Source organism: Nostoc sp. ChiSLP03a (assembly GCF_034531215.2).
In the GTDB taxonomy this organism is placed as follows: Bacteria; Cyanobacteriota; Cyanobacteriia; order Cyanobacteriales; family Nostocaceae; genus Nostoc.
Genome location: NZ_JAVRBQ020000134.1, coordinates 16,240 through 35,971, shown reverse-complemented (window position 1 = coordinate 35,971; position 19,732 = coordinate 16,240). Strand labels below are relative to the sequence as shown.

Sequence of the window (19,732 nt, the reverse complement as noted above, 5' to 3'; positions counted from 1 at the left end):
TCAGTTCCTCAATGTTGGCTCTTGACTGCTGACATCAGGAAGCATGGAAGCCAGATGAGCGGTGACTTGACTGTAACGGCGGGTAATCAGCAGGGAGGAGCAACATTGAATGGCTAGTTGATCTGTATATCTTCCCAAGGTTTGACGCTCGATACCCCAAGTGCGGCTAGTGCCTGCAATTGTTAGGTCTACATTTTTTGAGGCTTCGACTACAGCTTGAATTGGATCTGGAGCTTGAACAATTTTGATTTCGATGCGATCGCGTACACTACTCGGTAATTGCTCCATCATCGTATTTAACTCATCACTCAATTCATCCTTGAGGTGATTTTCGGGTACAACCTGCAAAACTTGTAACAGACAAGTCTCACGATTAATTAGCAGTCTCAGAGCTATTATTAGTGCTAAATCATCATGAATATTGGCCGAATAAGGCACCAACAAGCTTTCTAATTGCTCACTTCCCCTATCCACAAACACTGCAACATCAACTGGCGCAGTAGTGAGCATTTGACCAACTCTTCCACCTAAGCGGTTGCTACTAAAAGCTGGGCGATGCCATCCTACAAGAATTAAATCAACTTGTTTGAGTGCGGCAATCTGTGCAGTTTCCCGCGCAACATTACTAGATATGCGAATGATGGGATGCACATGAGCGCGTGTTTCTACTGGTTCGAGCGTATTAATCAATTCTTCTAGCTGCTGGCGGCGCTGGGCAATTAATCGGTCTGCTTCAACTGGCGTACTTTCAAAGGCATAATCTTCTTCAAATTCAATCAAGCTTAGAGGGTTAACAACAGAGGGATATCGGGAGTTGATGGCGATATTTGCTGCCAACTGTACCAAGCCTTTTTGGGTACTCGGATTTGCCACTGGCACTAAAATTCGGTAGGGACGAATGTAAGTTTCAGCATCGGCGGCGGTGGTAGCTGTTTGTGCTTCTAACTCCGGTTCCACCACATCTAACCTGATCAGCTTTTTAGGATATGTCCATTCCAGTAGTGGCGAGGTCATGAAGGTAGTTACCAATGCCATAATTACCAGCATGGTAAATATTAAAGGAGAAATTACCTTTAACTCTAAACCAATGTTTAGCACTATCAGTTCGGTTAAACCGCGAGTATTCATTAACCAACCGAGTGCTGAGGCTTCCCGTTTACTAATGCCACTGACACGCGCTGCTACATAAGTACCAACATATTTGCCTGCGATCGCTACTGCTAAAACCAACGCACACAAAAGCCACAATTCGGGACGGTTGAGCAAGCCTATCTGCGTTTTTAAGCCACTGTAGGCAAAAAATACTGGTAGCAAGAAAATTAGTACAAAATCTTCCGTTTTTATTGCCAATTCTCGCACTAAATCTTCATTTTTGGGCATAGCTGCTCCCAGCAAAAATGCTCCAAAAATTAAGTGAATCCCAATTAATTCAGTGATTAGTGCCGATGCAACCACACCCAGATAAATCCCAGCTAGCAGTAATTGGCTGAGTCGTCTTGCACGGAGGTAATGTTTGGCAAGGCCTTGCAGGAACCAACGACCAACTGTCAACATCAAGCCGATGTAAACTATGCTGGCGATAATTGTGGGTACAGCACCAGCAAAGTCACCAGTTCGCGCAACTGCGATCGCTACTGCCAAGAGACACCAAGCTGTGACATCATCCACTGCTGCACAAGTTAACGCCAACGTTCCTAAACGCGTTCCTTGTAAATTGTTTTCAGTAATGATTCGCGCCAAAACTGGAAAGGCAGTAATCGACATCGCCGCCCCCAAAAATAAAGCAAAGGCGGTGAACGATACACTTGCATCGGAAACTAGGGGATAAAGGATTACCGCTAGCAATGTTCCTAGAGAAAACGGCACCAAAATGCTGACATGAGAAGTTAAAACTGCTACTTCTAATTGCCCTCCGAGGTATTTGGGATTTAGTTCTAGCCCAATCAGAAACATGAAAAATATTAATCCCACCTGAGACAAAACATTCAGAAAAGGAAAAGTTTCTGGTGGAAACAAGCTAACTGCTAAATGGGGAGCAACTAACCCAAATAAAGATGGGCCGAGCATAATTCCGGCGACAATTTCACCAATTACTAGCGGTTGCTTAATAGAACGAAATGCTAGCCCTACTAGCCGTGAAAGTCCAATAACAATCAGCACCTCAACCAGAACGAGAATAACTATGTGCATGGTTTCCTCAAAATTAACTATCTGGTTTCCCTAAGATAATTCTTTAAAAGACTGCAAAATGTCAAGCTTGTGGATACAACAAAGAATAATTTGTACTTTGTTGTTATATTAATTATTGTTACGATGCTGTTGCAGCCGTTATGGGTAATCAAGTTCGTAGTAAAGACTTTAGTCCTTAATTTTTTCAGCACTAAAGCGCTTACTAAAAACTCTCAAAACTAGTTTGATAAAGTACTAGATTCTTAATTAATCTAAGATTTAAATTTGTTTAAGTCAAAGATTTATCATAGCTTGTACCGTGCAATAAAAAGGCAATCATTGGTGATGCCATTAAAGTAGTAATAACTGCCATAATAACCATTATAGTGAATAAAGTTGGGGTAATTATACCTTGTTCTAGACCAATATTGAGGATGATTAACTCCATCAAACCACGAGCATTCATCAGAGCGCCGATTGTTGCAGATTCGCGCCAATTTTCCCCCGCCAATTTTGCAGCCAACATACAAGCAACACCTTTACCGAGAATTGCGATCGCAATAATTAATAGCGTCATTCCCCATAAAGTAGGTGTGTTTACTAATCCAATTTGAGTATTTAATCCAGAGAAAACAAAAAAGATTGGTAACAAAAAAGAAGTAGTTAAAAACTCCGTATATTGGCGAATTTGTTGGGCAAATTCTCCCCGTGGTGTCACTGCTCCCAACACAAAAGCACCAAATATTGCATAGATACCTGTAACATCGGTAAACCATGCACAAAACATCAAAATTATCAACATTAAAGTCAGGGTTTGTCTGTTCACACCTTCGCGTTTTGTTATGCGTGTGAACGCTTTTAGTAGAGGTTGTCCGAGGAAAATCGCAAATAAGACATAGCAAATGCCACCACCAATTGCTAATATGGCAATGCTCAGAGAATTTTTCACGCTAGCAAGCACAATCGCCAGCAAACACCAAGCAACTGCATCATCTACCGATGCTGCACCTAAAGCCAAAGTACCGAAGCGAGTTTGTGTCAGACCGCGTTCGTAAAGAATACGAGCTAACATTGGAAAAGCCGTAATTGTCATCGATGCACCCAAATACAAAGCAGCTGACCAAGGCATAACTTTTGGTTGAAAGAAATCGCCATTACGATAAAACCAAAAAGATGCGATCGCTCCTAAAATAAAAGGAGTGATAATCCCAGCCGCTGATAGCAAACTTGCACTTTTAATATGATGTTTTAAGAGTTTGGTATTAAACTCTAAACCAATCAAAAACATATAAATTACCAACCCAATCTGGCTAATAGCATATAAAATCGACATCGATGGATTGGGTATTTTGAGTCCGACAGCAGTGATGATGGGAAGCTTAGGAAATAGCCATTGTTGAAAATCTGGTGCAATCAATCCTAAAAGTGATGGCCCTAGCATGACACCTGCGATCATTTCGCAAACAACATCAGTTTGACCAAGATAGCGGCGTCCTATAATCGTGACAATGCGACAAGTTGCTAAAATAACTGTGAGTTGTAGAAATAGCTGAATAACCAGATCAAAATTTGACATTGCACTTCCTTAATTTATGTCTCTGCATTGAAGAATCTCCCTAGAGTCTAAAGTTTGTCCTGTTTTACTCATATATGACTACTACATCAGCACAAATGCCAATTTTGTAAACATAAGATAGCTGTTTGTAGTTTGATGAGATACAACAAGCAATGCGTTGCTTTGGTTTCTAAAGTTATCTTGTTCTTAAGAACGCACATAACTGTACGTCAATACAACATATTGCATCCAAACGAAAACCGCCATATATGATTTTTTATGATTTGTTAATTGGCGATTTATAAGCTTTTTTATCTATTTGAGGCACAATCGACTGTAAAGACGTACATTTGTGCGTCCCTAACCTACAGTTGAATTACCTGAAAATTGCTATGATTTTTGATTAAACTAGTTTCTGATAATTTTAAATTTTACAACCACTCTCCACCCCGAAAACGCCAACGAGGGAAGATAATTCGCATCAGACTTTGGGAACTAATAAAAACTGCTAGCCACACAGTGCTATAGTGCAATAAAAAAGCTCCTGGTGAAAGTTCTTCTTTTGGTAAAGGTATTGGTAAAAAGCCAAATAATTTGACTCCACAAAATATAAATATTAATTCCCATATACCAGCTAAAAGTTGATAAGCTGCTGGCCAATCTCTATCCCAACGGGATTTTTGGAGATAGTCATAAAGTACATCCCAACCTAAGCCAAAGATAGCGACATAAGCAAGTATCCAAAAATAAACCGAGTTAGCACCAGGGCCAATCCAACCCATTGCAAATGGCAAAGATACGAGTACGCCGACAGTTGCCAGTAATAATAATCGAGTTTGCCAGCGACCAAATAAAGTTGGTGTCATAGGAGTGCTGAGTGCTGAGTTAGGAGTTAAAAGTTAGGAGTTAGGAGTAATGAATAATATAGAAAAATTAGAGTTTTTATAAATAGATTGTGGTGCTTTTTGCGAGGATGGCAAATATGAGAATATCGGCTACCCCCAAAGCACCAACACATCTATATTAATTATTAGGATGGTTTAAGGTGATAATCAAATTTAGAATGGTAAGCTGCATTGGCAAAGCTCATTGAAGGTATGGCATCCCAATTGATTACATCTTCTAACAAAGCTTGATAACCTAGTGTATTGGGATGGAGTCCATCTTCACTCAAGCGTTTGAGTCGCCAACTTTCACCGCGTTCCATCCATTGCTCAAAAATATCCAAATAAGGAATCTGCCGTTTGCTGCAAGCAATTCGAGTTGCTTCTTTGTAGCGGTACTGGTCGGCATGATTATAGTAAAAGCAATCTAAAAATGGCATCTTGGCTTCATCCACTGGCACCATGCCGACAAATAACACAGGACAAAGTTGCTGTGCTAAATCTAGCAGAGATGCAATTTCCTTTTCAAACAATGTAAAATCTGTGTAACTTCGACCATCGGGACGCGCCAAGCGTGCTGAGTCATTCACGCCTACGGATAAAATAATCAAATCAGGAACACGATTTCGCAGTTCACCGCGGTGGCGAAATTCAACTTCCAGTCTTTGGGCTACTTGTTGAGTGCGATCGCCTCTTACCCCTAAATTATAAAGAATATGACCGGCACTATCCGGCAACATCCACCATCGCCGTAGTTGCTCAATCCAGCCTCCTTTTTCCGGGTCGCCGAATCCATAAATTAAGCTATCCCCCAGCGCGACAATCTTCATAGGCTGAAAGTGATTTGGTGGTAAAGACCGCTGCATTGAGGAAGAAGCTAGAAATGTGTGCATTTAACGACTATATTTTATATCTTTACAAGATTCTATACATTTCTATACCATAGATGGCTATCTTTAGTGTCCAAGCATCTATGGAGTTTCTACTTGTTGAGATGGTTGCAAGGTTAATATAGCGCTTCTCGGTTGAGTTTAATACAGGCCTAACCCCTCTAACCCCCCTTCTCTACGCTACCGTGTATACACAAGTCCTAAAAACCTAGCTTGATAAGACTTTCCTCGTTCCCAGTCGGAGACTGGGAATGCATTTATTGAGTCTCTGACTCAATGCCAGATTAGAGGCTCTGCCTCAACGAGGAGCATTCCCATACTCTTCATGGGAACGAGATAAACGAGAGAACAATGGAAAATCAAACTTTTTTTGATTTGTGTATACACCGTAGCTTCCCTACAAGGCTACGGTGTACACACATCTCTAAAAATCCTACCCACCCAATATTTCTGTTCAAGTGAAAGTCCGAGACTGAGCAAATATCCCGCCCAGAACTAAAGTTCCGGGCTGATAGTCAAAGTCCTCTAAAAGAGGACTAAACTAAATTTCTTGTTTAGTCTTCTAAAAGAGGACTTTCGTTATGAGACTCGGAATTTATTCCGAGGCGGGATAGATACACTGCACCAACACTTGTGTGTACACCGTAGCCCCTACAAGGGGAGGGGTTGGGGGAGAGGTCAAATCTTAAATCTTGGCTGAGTAATCACCAGATTACTGAGCAAGAATTTTGCGTAGATGCAAAGCAGCTTGCCATTGGGCATCGCCTCACCACTTTGAGCGAAAATAATTTTATGTATGTCAGTCAGGTAATAAGTGCGATACCTTCGGTAAGCTTCGCTAACGCAGAAAATTTCTAGCTGATACCTTTCCAGTACATCACGATTAAATATACAAGTTAAATGCGTAACAGCTTACCAATTGGTTTGTCAAAAAAGTTGACGCAAGTAGTTATTTTGTAATACAACATGTTACAATAGTAATGAGTTAAATTAAAAAGACTTCCTCGCTAGTACAGTGAAAATAAAATTACCATTTGCACGCAATTAGTTAAGATTACAAGAAAAAATTTTCAAAACTTCCTACTTAACACAAAATAACTGAATTAACGCTGCATAACCGATAAATATGGATTTTGACTATTTTAGAAGCAATGAAGGCACTCCTACAAATAATACTCGGCAAAGCTTACTTGCTTGCGGTTGGCGACCGTTTAATCGAGAATTAGACTGGGGATTTTTGTGGCAACTGTTGTACAGTGACTCCCGCGAATTAAGTCAAAAAAGTTTGAATTTGGCAAGTAATATTGCTGATGTTTTAGGAAGAAATAATTATGCTTGGTGGGCTAATTTATTAAGTGTTGTATCTGATAATACCCGCTACGAAGTTGAAAAGTTTTGGAATTACATCACGCCAGATCCTCAATCACCAGATCATCGCTACAAAGATGTTTTGAGTACGGAAACACCTATTGTCCAATTTGTCAGTCGTAGTAGTATTCCTATTGATTATGTTCTGAATCGACTGCAAGAAATTACTGTACTGCGAGTTTTAGGTGTATTGGGTAATCCTGATATTATTACCCAGTATTACTCAGAAAGAGATTTTTACTTTCCGATAGATAAATTTGTTAGCTGGGAACGCTTAGACGTTATTAATACTGTTTACGCTTACTGGTCTAAGTATGACATTTGGTTGCAAATTGATGCCTACGATCGCGGCAGACGACAATATAGTTTAATGGCGAAAAATCTCGCGCCACTAATTAACAAAGCAACTTACGACTTAGCAGTGATGCTGAGTGGATATCAAAGTCGTGTAGGCAAAGTTCATAGTCAATTTAATATTCGGACATTTCCCGCAGATATCCAAAACTTTACTGATTCTGTACAGCAAGCGATTTTAAATCAAAACCAGTTAGCGGTTGTTGTACATGGACAACCAGGTACTGGTAAAACAGTCTGGACACAAGCAGTAGCAAAAGAAATTCTTGTACCTTTAGGGTATGTAATTTTTATTTTAGATCATGATGCGATCGCTAATTTTGTGCCACCAACTTACATAGAACGTATTTGTATTGTTATTAACGAAGCTGATAATCTAGCACAAAATCGTGCTTCGGAGGTAGCGCAATACAATAACAAAACCGAACACATTCTGAGTTTGCTAGATGGCACTTTGTATCAGAGTGTAATTGATGACTCTGGTATTCAGATGCAGCAACGGTTAGTTGTCTTGATGACTTGTAATACTACTGAAAGATTAGATCCAGCCATGTTACGTAAAGGTAGGGTGGATTTAATATATGAGTTTACACAACTATTTGTATAAAATCTACTTTCACCACAGTTTCACTTGTTTTTGCGATACAAGCTGATGCTCTTTGCGCCAAGCTTGGGGAGGTAAACCGTGATGTTGGCGAAACTGACGGGAGAAATGAGACACATCTTGATAGCCCAATGTTTTCGCTATCTTCTCGACTGTATGATTATTATTTTGGAGTAAAAAACAAGCTTCCGCCATCCGGCGTTTGACAATCCAGCAGTTTACAGTCTCTCCACTTGTCTCCTTGACTCGGTTAGTTAAGTAAGCCGATGAATAACCAACAGCAACAGCCACATCACATAAAGTAATTCCTTGATGATAATGGGCTTCGATAAAGTCGAAAACTTCTTTTAATTGCGGAATGTTAGGAAAGATTGACTTAGGAGGAATGTTGACTTCTTTATCAGAGGCTACGGCAACATCAGCAGCGATCGCTGTAGTATTATCTGCAAATACTGATTTTGCAGCTTTATGGAATTGAATATTGCACCAGTATTGGAGAGTAGCTTGCTTTTCCAAGCGAGTAGCGATCGCTCTGAGCAATTCCTCTAGTGTCGAGGGTTTGGTAAGATAATCATCTGCTCCCAATTCCATAGCTTTGCGAACATCTGCTTTAGTACTACTACCAGTCAGAAAAATGAAAGGAATAATTGCTGTCACAGGATCTTGGCGTAGTGTATTTAAAACGCTATAGCCATCCATATCGGGCATCGTGATATCGCAAATAACTAAGTCGGGTACATCCTTTTGTGCTTGTTGGATACCAACACGACCGTTTTGAGCGCCTGTCATATCAAAACCTTTAGCCTCAAGACCCTTTAAATAAAGATTGCGGGTGACGCTATCATCTTCAATGACAAGAATTTTCTTTGACGATTCGTACATAATTTTCTATTACAATCAATTTTTGCAGAAGCTAATTCTAGACTTTTTGGTGAGTATCTAAATAGACTTGTTCCGAGAGTTATGATCGTTAAGTTAGTTAATTAACAACTATTTCATTTCAACACTCATAACTCGGAACAGGTCAACTTTGATTTGATTAATGGCAGCATTACAGTAAACGTAGTGCCGACATTAACTTCACTTTCTACAGAAACTTGACCATGATGTAAATCCACAAGGGTTTTAAGAATCGATAGTCCTAGTCCAGTACCAGGTATATGATCGATATTACTACCACGGTAAAATGGCTCAAATATTCGTTGTCGATCTACTACTGAAATACCGATCCCCCTATCTTTTACTTGGAAAATTACTTTTTCATTTTGGCAAGATAGTTCTAACTTTATTGCCGGATTCGAGGGAGAATACTTAATGGCGTTATCAAGCAAGTTCTTCAAAATCGGCTCTAGCAATTTTTTATCTATATAAGCTGTTAGAGTTTTCTCTTCACTGACAAAATTGATTGATTTTTTACTAACAATCATCTGCATTTGTGCAACTAAATCCTGACAAAACTGAACTAACTCAAGCGGTTTTGGTTCAAAGTTTAATTTTGCTGATTCTGCCTTAGAGAAGAACAAAATATCATCCAACATCAGGCTCAATTGTTCGGTGGCTTTTTGAATATGATCGAGTAATGGTTGGATTTTCTTCTGTGTACGTTTGTCTACTTCTTCTTTAAGTAAACTATTAGAAAATGAAACAATATTCAGTGGAGTTCGGAATTGATGACAAACCATAGAAAGAAAACGCGCTCTAAGTTCGCTAAGTTGTTTGGCTTGTTCTAAAGCTTGATTAAGCCCTAATTCTGCATATTTGTAATCGGTAATATCGATACCTGCAATCAGTTCGACTGGTTTTCCCCCAAAATCTAGCCCTCCATCGAGCTTGGCAACTGCACAAGCTAGCCAGCGCTCCGTGCCGTTTTTTGTTAAGATATTCATCTCCTGGTATTCAAAGCCAGCAGCTTCATCCTGCTTACGTACTTGCCTGCGTTTTTTGCTCTTAATCAATCGGCGAAGATCGAAACCTGTTAGTAGTTCTTCTTTTGTATAGCCAGTGAGTTGTTCTACTGCTGGATTTACATAGCAAAGCCGCGTACCTTGAATCAGAAAAGTGCCGGCATCTGTCGTTTCGGCCATTGTCCGAAATCTAGTTGCGTTCAGTCGTAATGCTTCTTCAGTCTGTTTTGATTCAGTAATGTCCCAAATACTCCACACTCTCCCAATAATTTTACCCTCAAGCAATTGAGGTTTAGAATAGTGTGCAAAAACTCTTCCATCTTTTAACTCTAGAATGTCGTAGCTCTCAAAATCAGATTGGCTAGACACTTCCCAAATCAGCCGACTAAAGGTTTGTGGATCTTTAAGTTGATTCTCAAAAAATGCTTTGCATTGAGGACATTTCTTAGATAATATTAGGGATTCTGGGATCTGCCACATATCCACAAATTTCTGATTCAAGCTCAGAATATCTCCCTCAAAGTTAACTGCAACAATACCAATGGCAGTAGACTCAAGAGTAGAACGAAGTAAACAAAGAGATGTTTCTAGTTCTACTTCTTTTGCCTTGAGTTGAGAAAATTCTTGTTGCAAATTGTCTTTGGCATCTCTTAATTCATCTGTCCACTGTTGCACGCTCAATTCTACTATTTCATCAGTTTTCTCACGAGCAAAGGCACAGCCAAATTCCATATCTTGGTGTTTTACATAGTTCATGGATATTTCTACCAGAAATATCCGACCTTTTTTTGTCCGATAGCGAGATTTAAAGGTAAGAGAACCCTGTGAGCTAATATCTGACCAATTGTGCAGAGCAAAATCTACATCTATATCATGCAGACTCATAGAAAGTAATTCCTCACGGGAATACTCAGTCATCAGACAAGTGGCATCGTTGACGTAAAGAAACTGGGCGTTTGCTCCTAAACAGAAGGCAGCATCTACAGCGTGATTTATTAGAAAGTGAGCAAACTTCATCTCTATTTCTGGTTGTAATGCCCATTGATTGTTCGATCTAGCTAATGTATATTCGCCAGAATTCATATTCTTACTTCCTCCTGGTAATCAATTAGCACTATGCCCATTAATGAGTTAAGAGTCATAACTTCCTAAAATCTTTGGTATACTGTTTGTTCGGCTGTTAAAAAATAAAATGAGTTAATCTATAAAAAATACTATTAAATAAATTAACAAAACTTATTATACCAGTAATCTCTGAATTATTAAACCAAATTTACCTAAAAAAACTAAAGATTTTAGAAAATATTATTGACTTCAACAAATTTTTCTAAAATAATCACAAAGTTTCGATAATAAAATCTAGATTAGTCAATATATAATCTATAAATAGAAAAGATATTTTCAATTTCAACTATTCCTGCACCGGAATTAACTAATAGATATCTGGTAGATATCTAGTGAAATTAATCATGCTTATTAATAACCTTTGTAGAGATGTAGCACTGCTACGTCTCTACAAGAGTTCACTAATCTAAAATTCCTGGGTTTCCACTGAGAAAAAGTTAAAAAATCAGAATTTTTCTGCTTTAAGCTTTTCTTTACCAAGAACTTTGGCGAACTACTCGTATAGAGTAGTTTGATTTTCAACATAAATGAAATAAATTTGCAGTAGTGGGTCTGGATTAAACCAATAAACTTCAACTCATCAACTTATTTTTCTTAATTTATCTTAACCTACCTTCTCAGGAATTTAACTATAGAAGAATATGCTTAGTCATCTGTCGTAAGAAGTACATTTGTATTGACAATATACGTACGAAGTAAACACTACATTGTATATTTTTTGTCAAGAATAAAGTCTGCTACCGTATATTAAGTATATAGTGCTGATTTATGTATTATCAAAAACACTTTTTTTAAAATATTTCTGTCTTGAATGCTTTGTCATCTTTCAAATTAAATATAAAAAGTTAAAAAATAATGTCTTTATCGTTACAAATAATTGACTCAAAGAGTTTTTGGTGGCAATATAAAGACCGCTAAATCGCCTCATGCTTAATTTAGATAAAAAGTTGTGTAAATAATAAAGCAAAAGAATTGACAACTAAATCAAAAGATTTCCTATTGCAAATTTGGTAATGTGCTGCTCTTGGGATGCTTACGTAGAATATCGGTGTTTTAAGTGACTCAGTTGCAAATGTTACAATCACTAAAAAAAGCGAAAGAATTGACAACTAAATCAAAAGATTTTTCATTGCAAACTAGGTTTTTATTGTCGCGGACAAAAATTTCACCAGGCGTTTATTAATTAGATCGGTGTTATTAAAGCTAGCTATATAAAGTTTTGTAAGGATTATGAGACGTAGTTAAATTAAGGTTAGTTGCTACTTTATACACATTTATATAACTTAGTTTTTCTTCGCCAATCTATTTAAGCACTATAGTCATCATCATAGAAGCGAAAAATTTGACACCCCCATCAAAAGATTTTTGATTGCACCACAGTCTTCATCTCCTTTATTCTTACCGTTAAGAAGCACAGCTTCAACTGTTGTATGCTTTTGGTCAAAATTTTTTGGTACTGCGCTCACAAGCATCAATCAGCAGCAATCGACCATTTCTACTATCGTCTAAGCCAGGTCATAGCTGTAGTGAACAACAGAGTTGTTTGTATTAAATATTTCTAGCGCTGTGATTGTAAACTAAAAAGCCTTTGTATAACTTTCTGAAATTACGTGAAACCAATGAGTCAAAACTATACTGGTTCAAATCCTCTCATCACCACTGAGCCATACAAGGAACTTCCAGCAAACAGATATGTAGAATCTGTGACTGACTCCCGCCAGCTTGATGAATCGGAGAATAATGGGGGAATTCAGCCTTTTTTAAACGATGAAACAGCCCCAACGCTCTTAGTTGCCGATGCGATCGCTCAAATGTTAGAAAATTTGGGAGTAAGCTACGCTTTTGGTGTCGCAGGTGGCGCAATGGCCAGCCTTTGGGGTGCGCTATCCAATAGCAGCATAGAGGTGTTGAACTTCCGCCATGAAGCCGGAGCAGCTTTTGCAGCCACCGAAGCTTACTTTGCGAATAATCGCCCGACTGTAGTTTTTACCACAGCAGGGCCGGGGATCACCAACTCCCTCACCGGATTATTTGCGGCTCGTGGTGAAGGTGCAAAGGTAATTTTGTTGTCGGCTTGCACCTCAGCACCGCAGCGTGGACGTTGGGCTATTCAAGAAACCAGCACTTATACATTGCCAAGTGGAGGGATTTTTACCCCAGGAGCGTTATTCAACTATGCAGTCACGATTGAATCTGCGGCTCAACTACCGCAGATTTTTCGTAAACTTGCATTAGCAATGGCGCAACCGGGTGGATTTGTTGCCCATTTGAGCATTCCCACCAGTGTGCAGACAAGTTTAGTTGAGAATATAGCTTTACCCCAGCTAGATATTACTCCGTTTGCGATGACTGCTTCCAAAGAAGCGATCGCTAAATCTGTAGAGTTATTATCATCTGGCCCCTTTGCTATCTGGGTTGGTTTCGGTGCGCGTGACGCAGCAGAAGAAATCCTTGAACTGGCTGAAAAAACCGGAGCCGCCGTTATGTGTTCGCCCCGTGGTAAAGGTATTTTCCCTGAAGATCATCCCCAGTTTGTGGGTGTTACAGGTTTAGGCGGTCATGCTTCCGTCTTAACTTATATGGAACAGCAACCTCCACTACGCACACTCGTATTAGGAACCCGTCTTGGCGAACCGACTTCTTTCTGGAGTTCGGCGCTAGTTCCAGAAGGAGGTTTTGTCCATGTAGATATTGACCCAGAAGTGCCAGGTGTAGCCTATCCCCACGTTGAAACTTTCCCAGTTCGCTCTGATATTAAAGCTTTTGTGAAAGAGTTGTTGCAGCAATTACCAGATGCTTCTGATTCCACAATGTCGCTACCTCGTCCAGAACACAAAGCAATTGAACCTGCTACAGAGGTAGATTATCCAGTGCGGCCAGAAGTCTTGATGGCAGCAATTCAAAAGATCGTTGTTGAAGATAGCGATGCCGTAGTCATGGCGGAGTGTGGTAACTCGTTTACTTGGTCAACTCATCTACTCCAATTTTCCGAAGCCAATCGTTACCGAGTCAGCACCGGAGTTGGCGCAATGGGCCACGCCGTCACCGGAGTATTGGGTGCAGCACTAGCAAGCAAAAGCAAGGCTGTAGGGATTGTCGGCGATGGAGCAATGCTGATGAATAACGAAATCAGTACAGCCGTGAAATACAAAATTCCGGCAATCTGGATTGTACTCAACGATGCGCGTTACAACATGTGCCATCAAGGGATGAAAATCTTGGGATTAAAGGGCGCAGATGCAACAATGCCACCAACAAACTTTGCGATGATTGCTCGTGGGATGGGAGCAGAAGCGATCGTCGTCGTCAGAGAGTCGGATATTGAAGCCGCATTACAACAAGCGATCGCATCAAATGTTCCTTTTCTCATTGATGTAGTGATTGACGCCGATCGCCCAGCACCTTCTGGCGGACGTAATAAAAGTTTGGCAGCACAAGGAATTAAATCAAGTGCCGCGAAAAATCCAGCCAAGCAGGTTTCATTTCCAATGGTTTGATTTTAAAAGTTTGCAATCTCATTCAATTGTTATAGACACTAAAACACTGCAATCAAGCTGAATTTACAACGCAGTTTGGATTAGTTTACTCACTAAAAGAGAAAGGATGATTTTAGAAGCGACAAAAGCTTTGTTTGAGTCAGAAACTCCACTCAAAAAGCTGGAATCTAAAACTTATTTTTTAAACCCTAAGTCTTTTCTTAACTTCATCTAATCTTAATATTCAATAGTGTTTTTATGTCTATATCTTCATATTTTGTAATGTTCATTACTTTCTCTAAACAATTCCAACCAATATCAAGAGGACAAGATGCTGCTATTTGAAACTGTTAGAGAAATGGGTCACGAACAAGTTCTCTTTTGTCATGGTAAAAATCCGGAAATTAAAGCAATTATTGCTATCCATGACACCAGCTTAGGCCCAGCGATGGGAGCGACAAGACTCATGCCTTATCTTAACGAAGAAGCTGCTTTAAAAGATGCACTTCGGCTGAGTCGTGGAATGACTTATAAAGCTGCCTGTGCCAATATTCCGGCTGGTGGAGGAAAAGCAGTAATTATTGCTAATCCTGAAAATAAAACAGATGATTTGTTAAGAGCTTACGGACGTTTTGTCGATAGCCTGAATGGACGTTTTATTACCGGACAAGATGTCAATATTACCCCTGACGATGTGCGGACAATTAGTCAAGAAACGAAATATGTTGTTGGGGTATCAGAAAAATCTGGTGGGCCTGCTCCCATCACATCACTAGGAGTTTTTCTCGGAATTAAAGCCGCTGTAGAATCTCGTTGGCAGAGCAAAAGACTTGATGGGATGAAAGTTGCAGTTCAAGGCTTAGGAAATGTCGGTAAAAATCTCTGTCGTCACTTACATGAGCATGATGTCCAGCTTTTTGTTAGCGATGTAGATCCAGTCAAAGCAGAAGAAGTGAAACGGCTTTTTGGCGCAACCGTTGTAGAACCATCTGAAATTTACTCGCTTGATGTAGATATCTTTTCTCCTTGTGCTTTAGGAGGAATTCTTAATAGTCATACAATTCCTTTTCTACAAGCTGCGATTATTGCTGGTGCAGCTAATAATCAATTAGAAAATGAGCAATTACATAGTCAAATGCTTGCCAAGAAAGGGATACTTTACAGTCCCGATTATGTAATTAATGCTGGAGGATTAATTAATGTTTATAACGAAATGATTGGTTATGACGAAGAAAAGGCTTTCAAGCAAGTGCATAACATTTATGACACGCTATTAGCAATTTTTGAGATTGCTCAAGAGCAAGGAGTTACTACTAACGATGCTGCCAGACGATTAGCAGAAGACCGGATCGACAAGATTAAGCGAAGCAAAACTACAGCGATCGCAGCTTAATTATGATTATTTTAAGGAGTGAATAATGGAAAAAAATACCTTTGCTACATCAGCATATATTGCTACTTCCCCAGAAAGTGCTTTTGAGTATCTTTGTAGTTTAAAAAACTTGGATGAATGGACGCTTTATAGCCGGATGAAAGAGCAAATTGACGAAGATACTTGGCTCGGATCTGCATCTGGTTATCACAAAAATCTCTATTATCATGTTAAAAAATTAGAAAATCCACTTTTCTACGGCATTGAGTGGCACTGTGGATTAGAGTATCAGAAATATTTTCAGGTTTATCCTGTCTTGCTATTTCCCACCGACTACATAGAGCCGGGAACAGATGAAAAAGGTGTGTATTTTCACTGGTTAAGCTTTGTCGATCCCAAACGGCAGACTCAGATGATTATGCAGGGAATTCACACAGTACACACTTCTGAATGTCGTTCTCTCAAAGGTAATTTGGAACGCAAAGCTGGTTTGACCGCAGCAGCTAAAGGAAGCCACTTTATCGATACAGACACTATCTATGTTGATGCCCCAATTGAAATCGGCATCGAATACTTAAAAGACTTAAAAAATATAGATGAGTGGGCACATTTACTGCGACCGAATGGCGATATTACTTCTGATTCAGGTGAATTCAAAGATGAATACGACCAAAAAGTAAAAGTGTCTGTGCGCGTTCATTCTTTGAGTAAATACTACTTACTTGAACAAGAACATTTTTATCCAGATTACGAATATTATCAGCGTTCTGTAGCGTTATTGATCCCAACCGCTTACGCTTTCGCCGATCCCGAAGCCTCTGGTTTCATCCTACATCGAATCACATTCTGGAAAGCAGATGGAACTGTAAGCCACGGCAAACTTCAAATTGAAGACTTTGGCGCTGAGAGCATGAACATCAAACGTTTACTCGAAGCCAAAGCTGGCAACCTCAAATCATTTGACCGAGGAATGAGCTATCTACCAAAAACTCAAGAGGAGCTAGTTAATAGTCATTAGTCATTAGTCATTGGTCATTGGTCATTAGTCAATTAACAAAAAAATGATAAAGGACAAATGACAAATGACAAAGGACAAAATATGAAACAACTTACCATTACCTTCCTAACTTTTTGTGTTGCCGCTTTTTCTGGAATCAAAGCTGCCTCAGCTGCATCCTTTTCAGTAATCGCCGACGGTCTATATAATGCCGGAGGACTAAGCTTTAGCCCTGATGGTAATCTCTATGTTACAGAGGCGGGAATCGGAGGAAGTGGCGGTTGTGTTCCACCAGCAAGCGGTCAAGGTGACTCTTTATGCTATGGCACAAGTGGGGCAGTTAGCAAAATTGAGAATGGTAAGACCGAGCGGATACTTACAGGACTTCCTTCTATAGCATTACCAGATGGTACTGGAGCCGGTGGCCCTCGTGATATCCAATTCGATCCAAAAGGTAAACCTTATGTTCTGATTGGATATGGAGCGAATCCAACTTTTCGCGATCGCAATTTAGGTGACACTGACCTCGGTAAAATCATTGCTCCCGACTTTAAGACCAATTCCTGGACGAGTGTTGCAGATTTAGCTAACTATGAACTCGCCAATAATCCCGATGGTGGTGATGTCGGTAGCAATCCTTTGGGCTTTGTAATAGATGGCAATAAGTTAGTTGCAGTTGATGCAGGTGCAAACGACTTACTCAGTGTTAATACTGGCGATAGTAACTTGCAAGCTCTTACTACCTTTCCCGAAGACATATTAACTAATCCCATCTTTCCACCTTCTGATACCCCATCTAATGAACCTGCACAGGTTCCATCTCAAGGTGAAGCGGTGCGAGGCCCATCGCAGTTTGCAACTCAACCAGTACCCTCAAGTGTGGCAAAAGGGCCTGATGGTGCTTATTACATCAGCCAATTTACTGGTTTTCCTTTCCCAGAAGGCGGCGCAAAAATCTATCGAGTCGGTGCTGATGGGAAATCATCAGTCTTCGCCGATGGTTTTACCCAACTTACAGACTTGCAATTCGATCCTGCGGGCAATTTGTATGCTTTGCAGTACGCCAATCAGTCAGCCTGGAAGGGTAATTTTGATGGTTCTGTAATCAAAATAGCTCCCGATGGCACACGCACAACTCTTCTGAGTGGCAATGGATTAGAGTCGCCTAGTGCCCTGACTATTGGTGCTGATGGTGCAGTATACGTCACCAACCGAGGTGATCGCCCAGGATTTGGACAAGTTCTCAGAATTGAGGATACCAAGTCTATTCCTGAACCTGATTCTGCTTTAGGTGTATTAGCGATCGCTGCCTTGAGCGTTGGTTGGTTGCACAAGAAGAAAGAGCTACCAAACCTCCCATAAAAAATAGAGTTGTGGCGCTCGAATAAAGAGTTTCAAACCAATCTTGCGTTCTTCAAAGACTGCAATTCGTTGTCTTTAAAACCATAAAAGTTTCCCCAAACAAATTATTTAACTCTCAATCTCCAAAGGTATGAAACTCAAGTCATTTGCTCTTACATCTGTTACATTTTGTTTTACTGCTATTTGTGGAACACTATCTGCACAAGCTGCAACGCTAACGACAGTTGTCGATGGAGTTAGTAATGCCCGGGGTGCTAGCTTTGGCCCTGACGGCAGTCTTTACGTAGCAGAGCCAGGTATCGGCGGAAACGGAAATTGTCAACCATCTCCGAGTACGTTGTTTCAGCCTATCTGTGCTGGTAATACTAGTTCACTGGTCAAAGTTTCACCAAACGGCACAAAACAGCGTCTACTTAATAACTTTCAGTCTTTAGCAGAGCAACCCACCGGCAACCAAGGCGCTGGTATTGAAGACATACAATTCGATTCTAAAGGGAATGCTTATCTGCTGACAGGGTTTGCCGGTTATCCAGGAAATCGCGATCTAGCAACACTTAACCTTGGTTCTAAATCCCCACTCCCACCACAGCAACTTGCTACTTTCCCGCCATCAACACCCGATAAAGTTTTGAATACGCCGCTTCTAGCACAACTGTATCAAGTTGACTTGAACACCGGATCTCTCAATAGTATTTTTGACTTTGCTAAAAATGAAATTACCCAAAATCCAGACAAGGGGGATGTAGTTACCAATCCCTATGACCTGGCTATTAGTGGCGATAATGCTTATGTGGTTGATGGCGGCGGGAACACTGCTTACAAAATCAAGCTTGACGGAAGCAAGTCACAAGCGATCGCAATTCCTAAAAATATTATTAGTAAGTCAGATTTGCCACCAGGATTACAATTACCTCCTGGGCTATTAGAAGAACTTCCAGGGGGAAAAATCGCAATTCAATCAGTACCTACAGGTGGCGCAATTGGCCCCGATGGAGCTTTATACGTTGGTGAATATACGGGTTTTCCTTATCCACAAGGCAAATCACGGATTTTCCGCATTGGCGAAGATCAAAAACCAGAAGTTTTTCTAGATGGTTTTACTCACATCACAGACTTAACCTTTGATGAAAAAGGTGATTTGCTGGTTTTACAGTTCAGTGACAAGTCCCAGTTAGGGGGTGACATCACAAATCTACCTGGATCTCTCATCCAAGTTGCTCCTGATGGCACTCGCACAACACTTGTTGCAGCAGGTCAAGGGCTAGATTCGGCTGATGGAATTGATATTGGCCCTGATGGCAAGATTTATATTACCAATCGCGGTGTCGGCCCAGAACGAGGGGAGGTTGTTCGGGTGGATGGTGTCGTTACACAAAAAGTCCCCGAACCTGGTTCAGTAGTCGGCTTACTAGCACTTGCTAGTGTAGGCGCAACTGCTGCTTACGCCAAGCGCAAACGCCAACACAAGTTGGGTGAAGAATTGCTAACCGAAGCAGAGACTGTCTAAATCCCTCTTTACCTGACATCAGGTAAAGCTTACAGAATAGGCTGCTGCCCAAAAGAGAAAGTTGCATTTCCAACAAGAGGCAGCAGCCCAAATTTCAGAGTTCCCAAACTAGGACGGGGAACAAAATTAGTCTAGGAAAGAGTATACCTTATACAACCAGGACTT

The 19,732-nt window shown here is 40.3% G+C and carries 12 protein-coding genes; 6 read left to right on the top strand and 6 right to left on the bottom strand.

Going from position 1 to position 19,732, the window contains the following annotated elements; all coding sequences use genetic code 11:
• The 4 genes from RMY32_RS22345 to RMY32_RS22330 all read right to left on the bottom strand — a co-directional run bounded on the left by RMY32_RS22345 (position 1) and on the right by RMY32_RS22330 (position 5,501).
• Positions 1-2,190, bottom strand: a complete 2,190-nt coding sequence (locus tag RMY32_RS22345; RefSeq protein WP_322711254.1) for a cation:proton antiporter — start codon at positions 2,188-2,190, stop codon at positions 1-3.
• Between the two features lie 268 nt (positions 2,191-2,458).
• Positions 2,459-3,745 carry a cation:proton antiporter gene (locus RMY32_RS22340; protein WP_322711253.1) on the bottom strand — a complete coding sequence of 429 codons (1,287 nt, stop codon included), beginning with the start codon at positions 3,743-3,745 and terminating at the stop codon, positions 2,459-2,461.
• A gap of 410 nt (positions 3,746-4,155) precedes the next feature.
• The gene (locus tag RMY32_RS22335) at positions 4,156-4,590 is read right to left on the bottom strand and encodes a hypothetical protein (RefSeq protein WP_322711252.1); all 435 of its coding nucleotides are present in this window, start codon (positions 4,588-4,590) and stop codon (positions 4,156-4,158) included.
• A 164-nt stretch (positions 4,591-4,754) separates the two neighbouring features.
• Positions 4,755-5,501, bottom strand: a complete 747-nt coding sequence (locus RMY32_RS22330) for a GDSL-type esterase/lipase family protein (RefSeq protein ID WP_322711251.1) — start codon at positions 5,499-5,501, stop codon at positions 4,755-4,757.
• 1,123 nt (positions 5,502-6,624) lie between these two features.
• Between RMY32_RS22330 and RMY32_RS22325 the strand changes: the two genes are divergently transcribed.
• Positions 6,625-7,827, top strand: coding sequence for an AAA family ATPase (locus tag RMY32_RS22325; protein WP_322711250.1), 1,203 nt, complete (start codon positions 6,625-6,627; stop codon positions 7,825-7,827).
• A gap of 9 nt (positions 7,828-7,836) precedes the next feature.
• Here RMY32_RS22325 and RMY32_RS22320 read toward each other — a convergent pair whose 3' ends face one another.
• Both RMY32_RS22320 and RMY32_RS22315 read right to left on the bottom strand, forming a co-directional pair.
• On the bottom strand, positions 7,837-8,706 hold the full coding sequence (locus RMY32_RS22320; protein WP_322711248.1) for a response regulator: 870 nt from the start codon (positions 8,704-8,706) through the stop codon (positions 7,837-7,839).
• Positions 8,707-8,831: 125 nt separating this feature from the next.
• On the bottom strand, positions 8,832-10,811 hold the full coding sequence (locus tag RMY32_RS22315; protein ID WP_322711247.1) for a scytonemin biosynthesis sensor histidine kinase: 1,980 nt from the start codon (positions 10,809-10,811) through the stop codon (positions 8,832-8,834).
• Positions 10,812-12,472: 1,661 nt separating this feature from the next.
• On the opposite strand from RMY32_RS22315, the gene scyA reads away from it, so the two are divergent.
• The 5 genes from scyA to RMY32_RS22290 all read left to right on the top strand — a co-directional run bounded on the left by scyA (position 12,473) and on the right by RMY32_RS22290 (position 19,567).
• On the top strand, positions 12,473-14,350 hold the full coding sequence (gene scyA, locus RMY32_RS22310) for a scytonemin biosynthesis protein ScyA (protein WP_322711246.1): 1,878 nt from the start codon (positions 12,473-12,475) through the stop codon (positions 14,348-14,350).
• Between the two features lie 310 nt (positions 14,351-14,660).
• A complete protein-coding gene (scyB, locus tag RMY32_RS22305) occupies positions 14,661-15,722 on the top strand; it encodes a tryptophan dehydrogenase ScyB (protein ID WP_322711245.1) in 1,062 nt (353 codons plus the stop codon).
• A 25-nt stretch (positions 15,723-15,747) separates the two neighbouring features.
• Complete coding sequence (scyC, locus tag RMY32_RS22300) at positions 15,748-16,719, top strand: scytonemin biosynthesis cyclase/decarboxylase ScyC (protein ID WP_322711244.1); 972 nt, start codon at positions 15,748-15,750, stop codon at positions 16,717-16,719.
• Between the two features lie 57 nt (positions 16,720-16,776).
• Entirely contained in the window at positions 16,777-18,060 is a 1,284-nt protein-coding gene (locus RMY32_RS22295) for a ScyD/ScyE family protein (protein ID WP_322711243.1), read from the top strand.
• Positions 18,061-18,190: 130 nt separating this feature from the next.
• Positions 18,191-19,567 (top strand): ScyD/ScyE family protein, encoded by a 1,377-nt coding sequence (locus tag RMY32_RS22290; protein WP_322711242.1) that lies wholly within the window; start codon positions 18,191-18,193, stop codon positions 19,565-19,567.
• Positions 19,568-19,732 lie beyond the last annotated feature (165 nt).

Coding starts and splice junctions, on each gene's coding strand:
- RMY32_RS22345 (WP_322711254.1), bottom strand. CDS start 2,190: ATGCACATAGTTATTCTCGTTCTGGTTGAGGTGCTGATTGTTATTGGA.
- RMY32_RS22340 (WP_322711253.1), bottom strand. CDS start 3,745: ATGTCAAATTTTGATCTGGTTATTCAGCTATTTCTACAACTCACAGTT.
- RMY32_RS22335 (WP_322711252.1), bottom strand. CDS start 4,590: ATGACACCAACTTTATTTGGTCGCTGGCAAACTCGATTATTATTACTG.
- RMY32_RS22330 (WP_322711251.1), bottom strand. CDS start 5,501: ATGCACACATTTCTAGCTTCTTCCTCAATGCAGCGGTCTTTACCACCA.
- RMY32_RS22325 (WP_322711250.1), top strand. CDS start 6,625: ATGGATTTTGACTATTTTAGAAGCAATGAAGGCACTCCTACAAATAAT.
- RMY32_RS22320 (WP_322711248.1), bottom strand. CDS start 8,706: ATGTACGAATCGTCAAAGAAAATTCTTGTCATTGAAGATGATAGCGTC.
- RMY32_RS22315 (WP_322711247.1), bottom strand. CDS start 10,811: ATGAATTCTGGCGAATATACATTAGCTAGATCGAACAATCAATGGGCA.
- scyA (WP_322711246.1), top strand. CDS start 12,473: ATGAGTCAAAACTATACTGGTTCAAATCCTCTCATCACCACTGAGCCA.
- scyB (WP_322711245.1), top strand. CDS start 14,661: ATGCTGCTATTTGAAACTGTTAGAGAAATGGGTCACGAACAAGTTCTC.
- scyC (WP_322711244.1), top strand. CDS start 15,748: ATGGAAAAAAATACCTTTGCTACATCAGCATATATTGCTACTTCCCCA.
- RMY32_RS22295 (WP_322711243.1), top strand. CDS start 16,777: ATGACAAATGACAAAGGACAAAATATGAAACAACTTACCATTACCTTC.
- RMY32_RS22290 (WP_322711242.1), top strand. CDS start 18,191: ATGAAACTCAAGTCATTTGCTCTTACATCTGTTACATTTTGTTTTACT.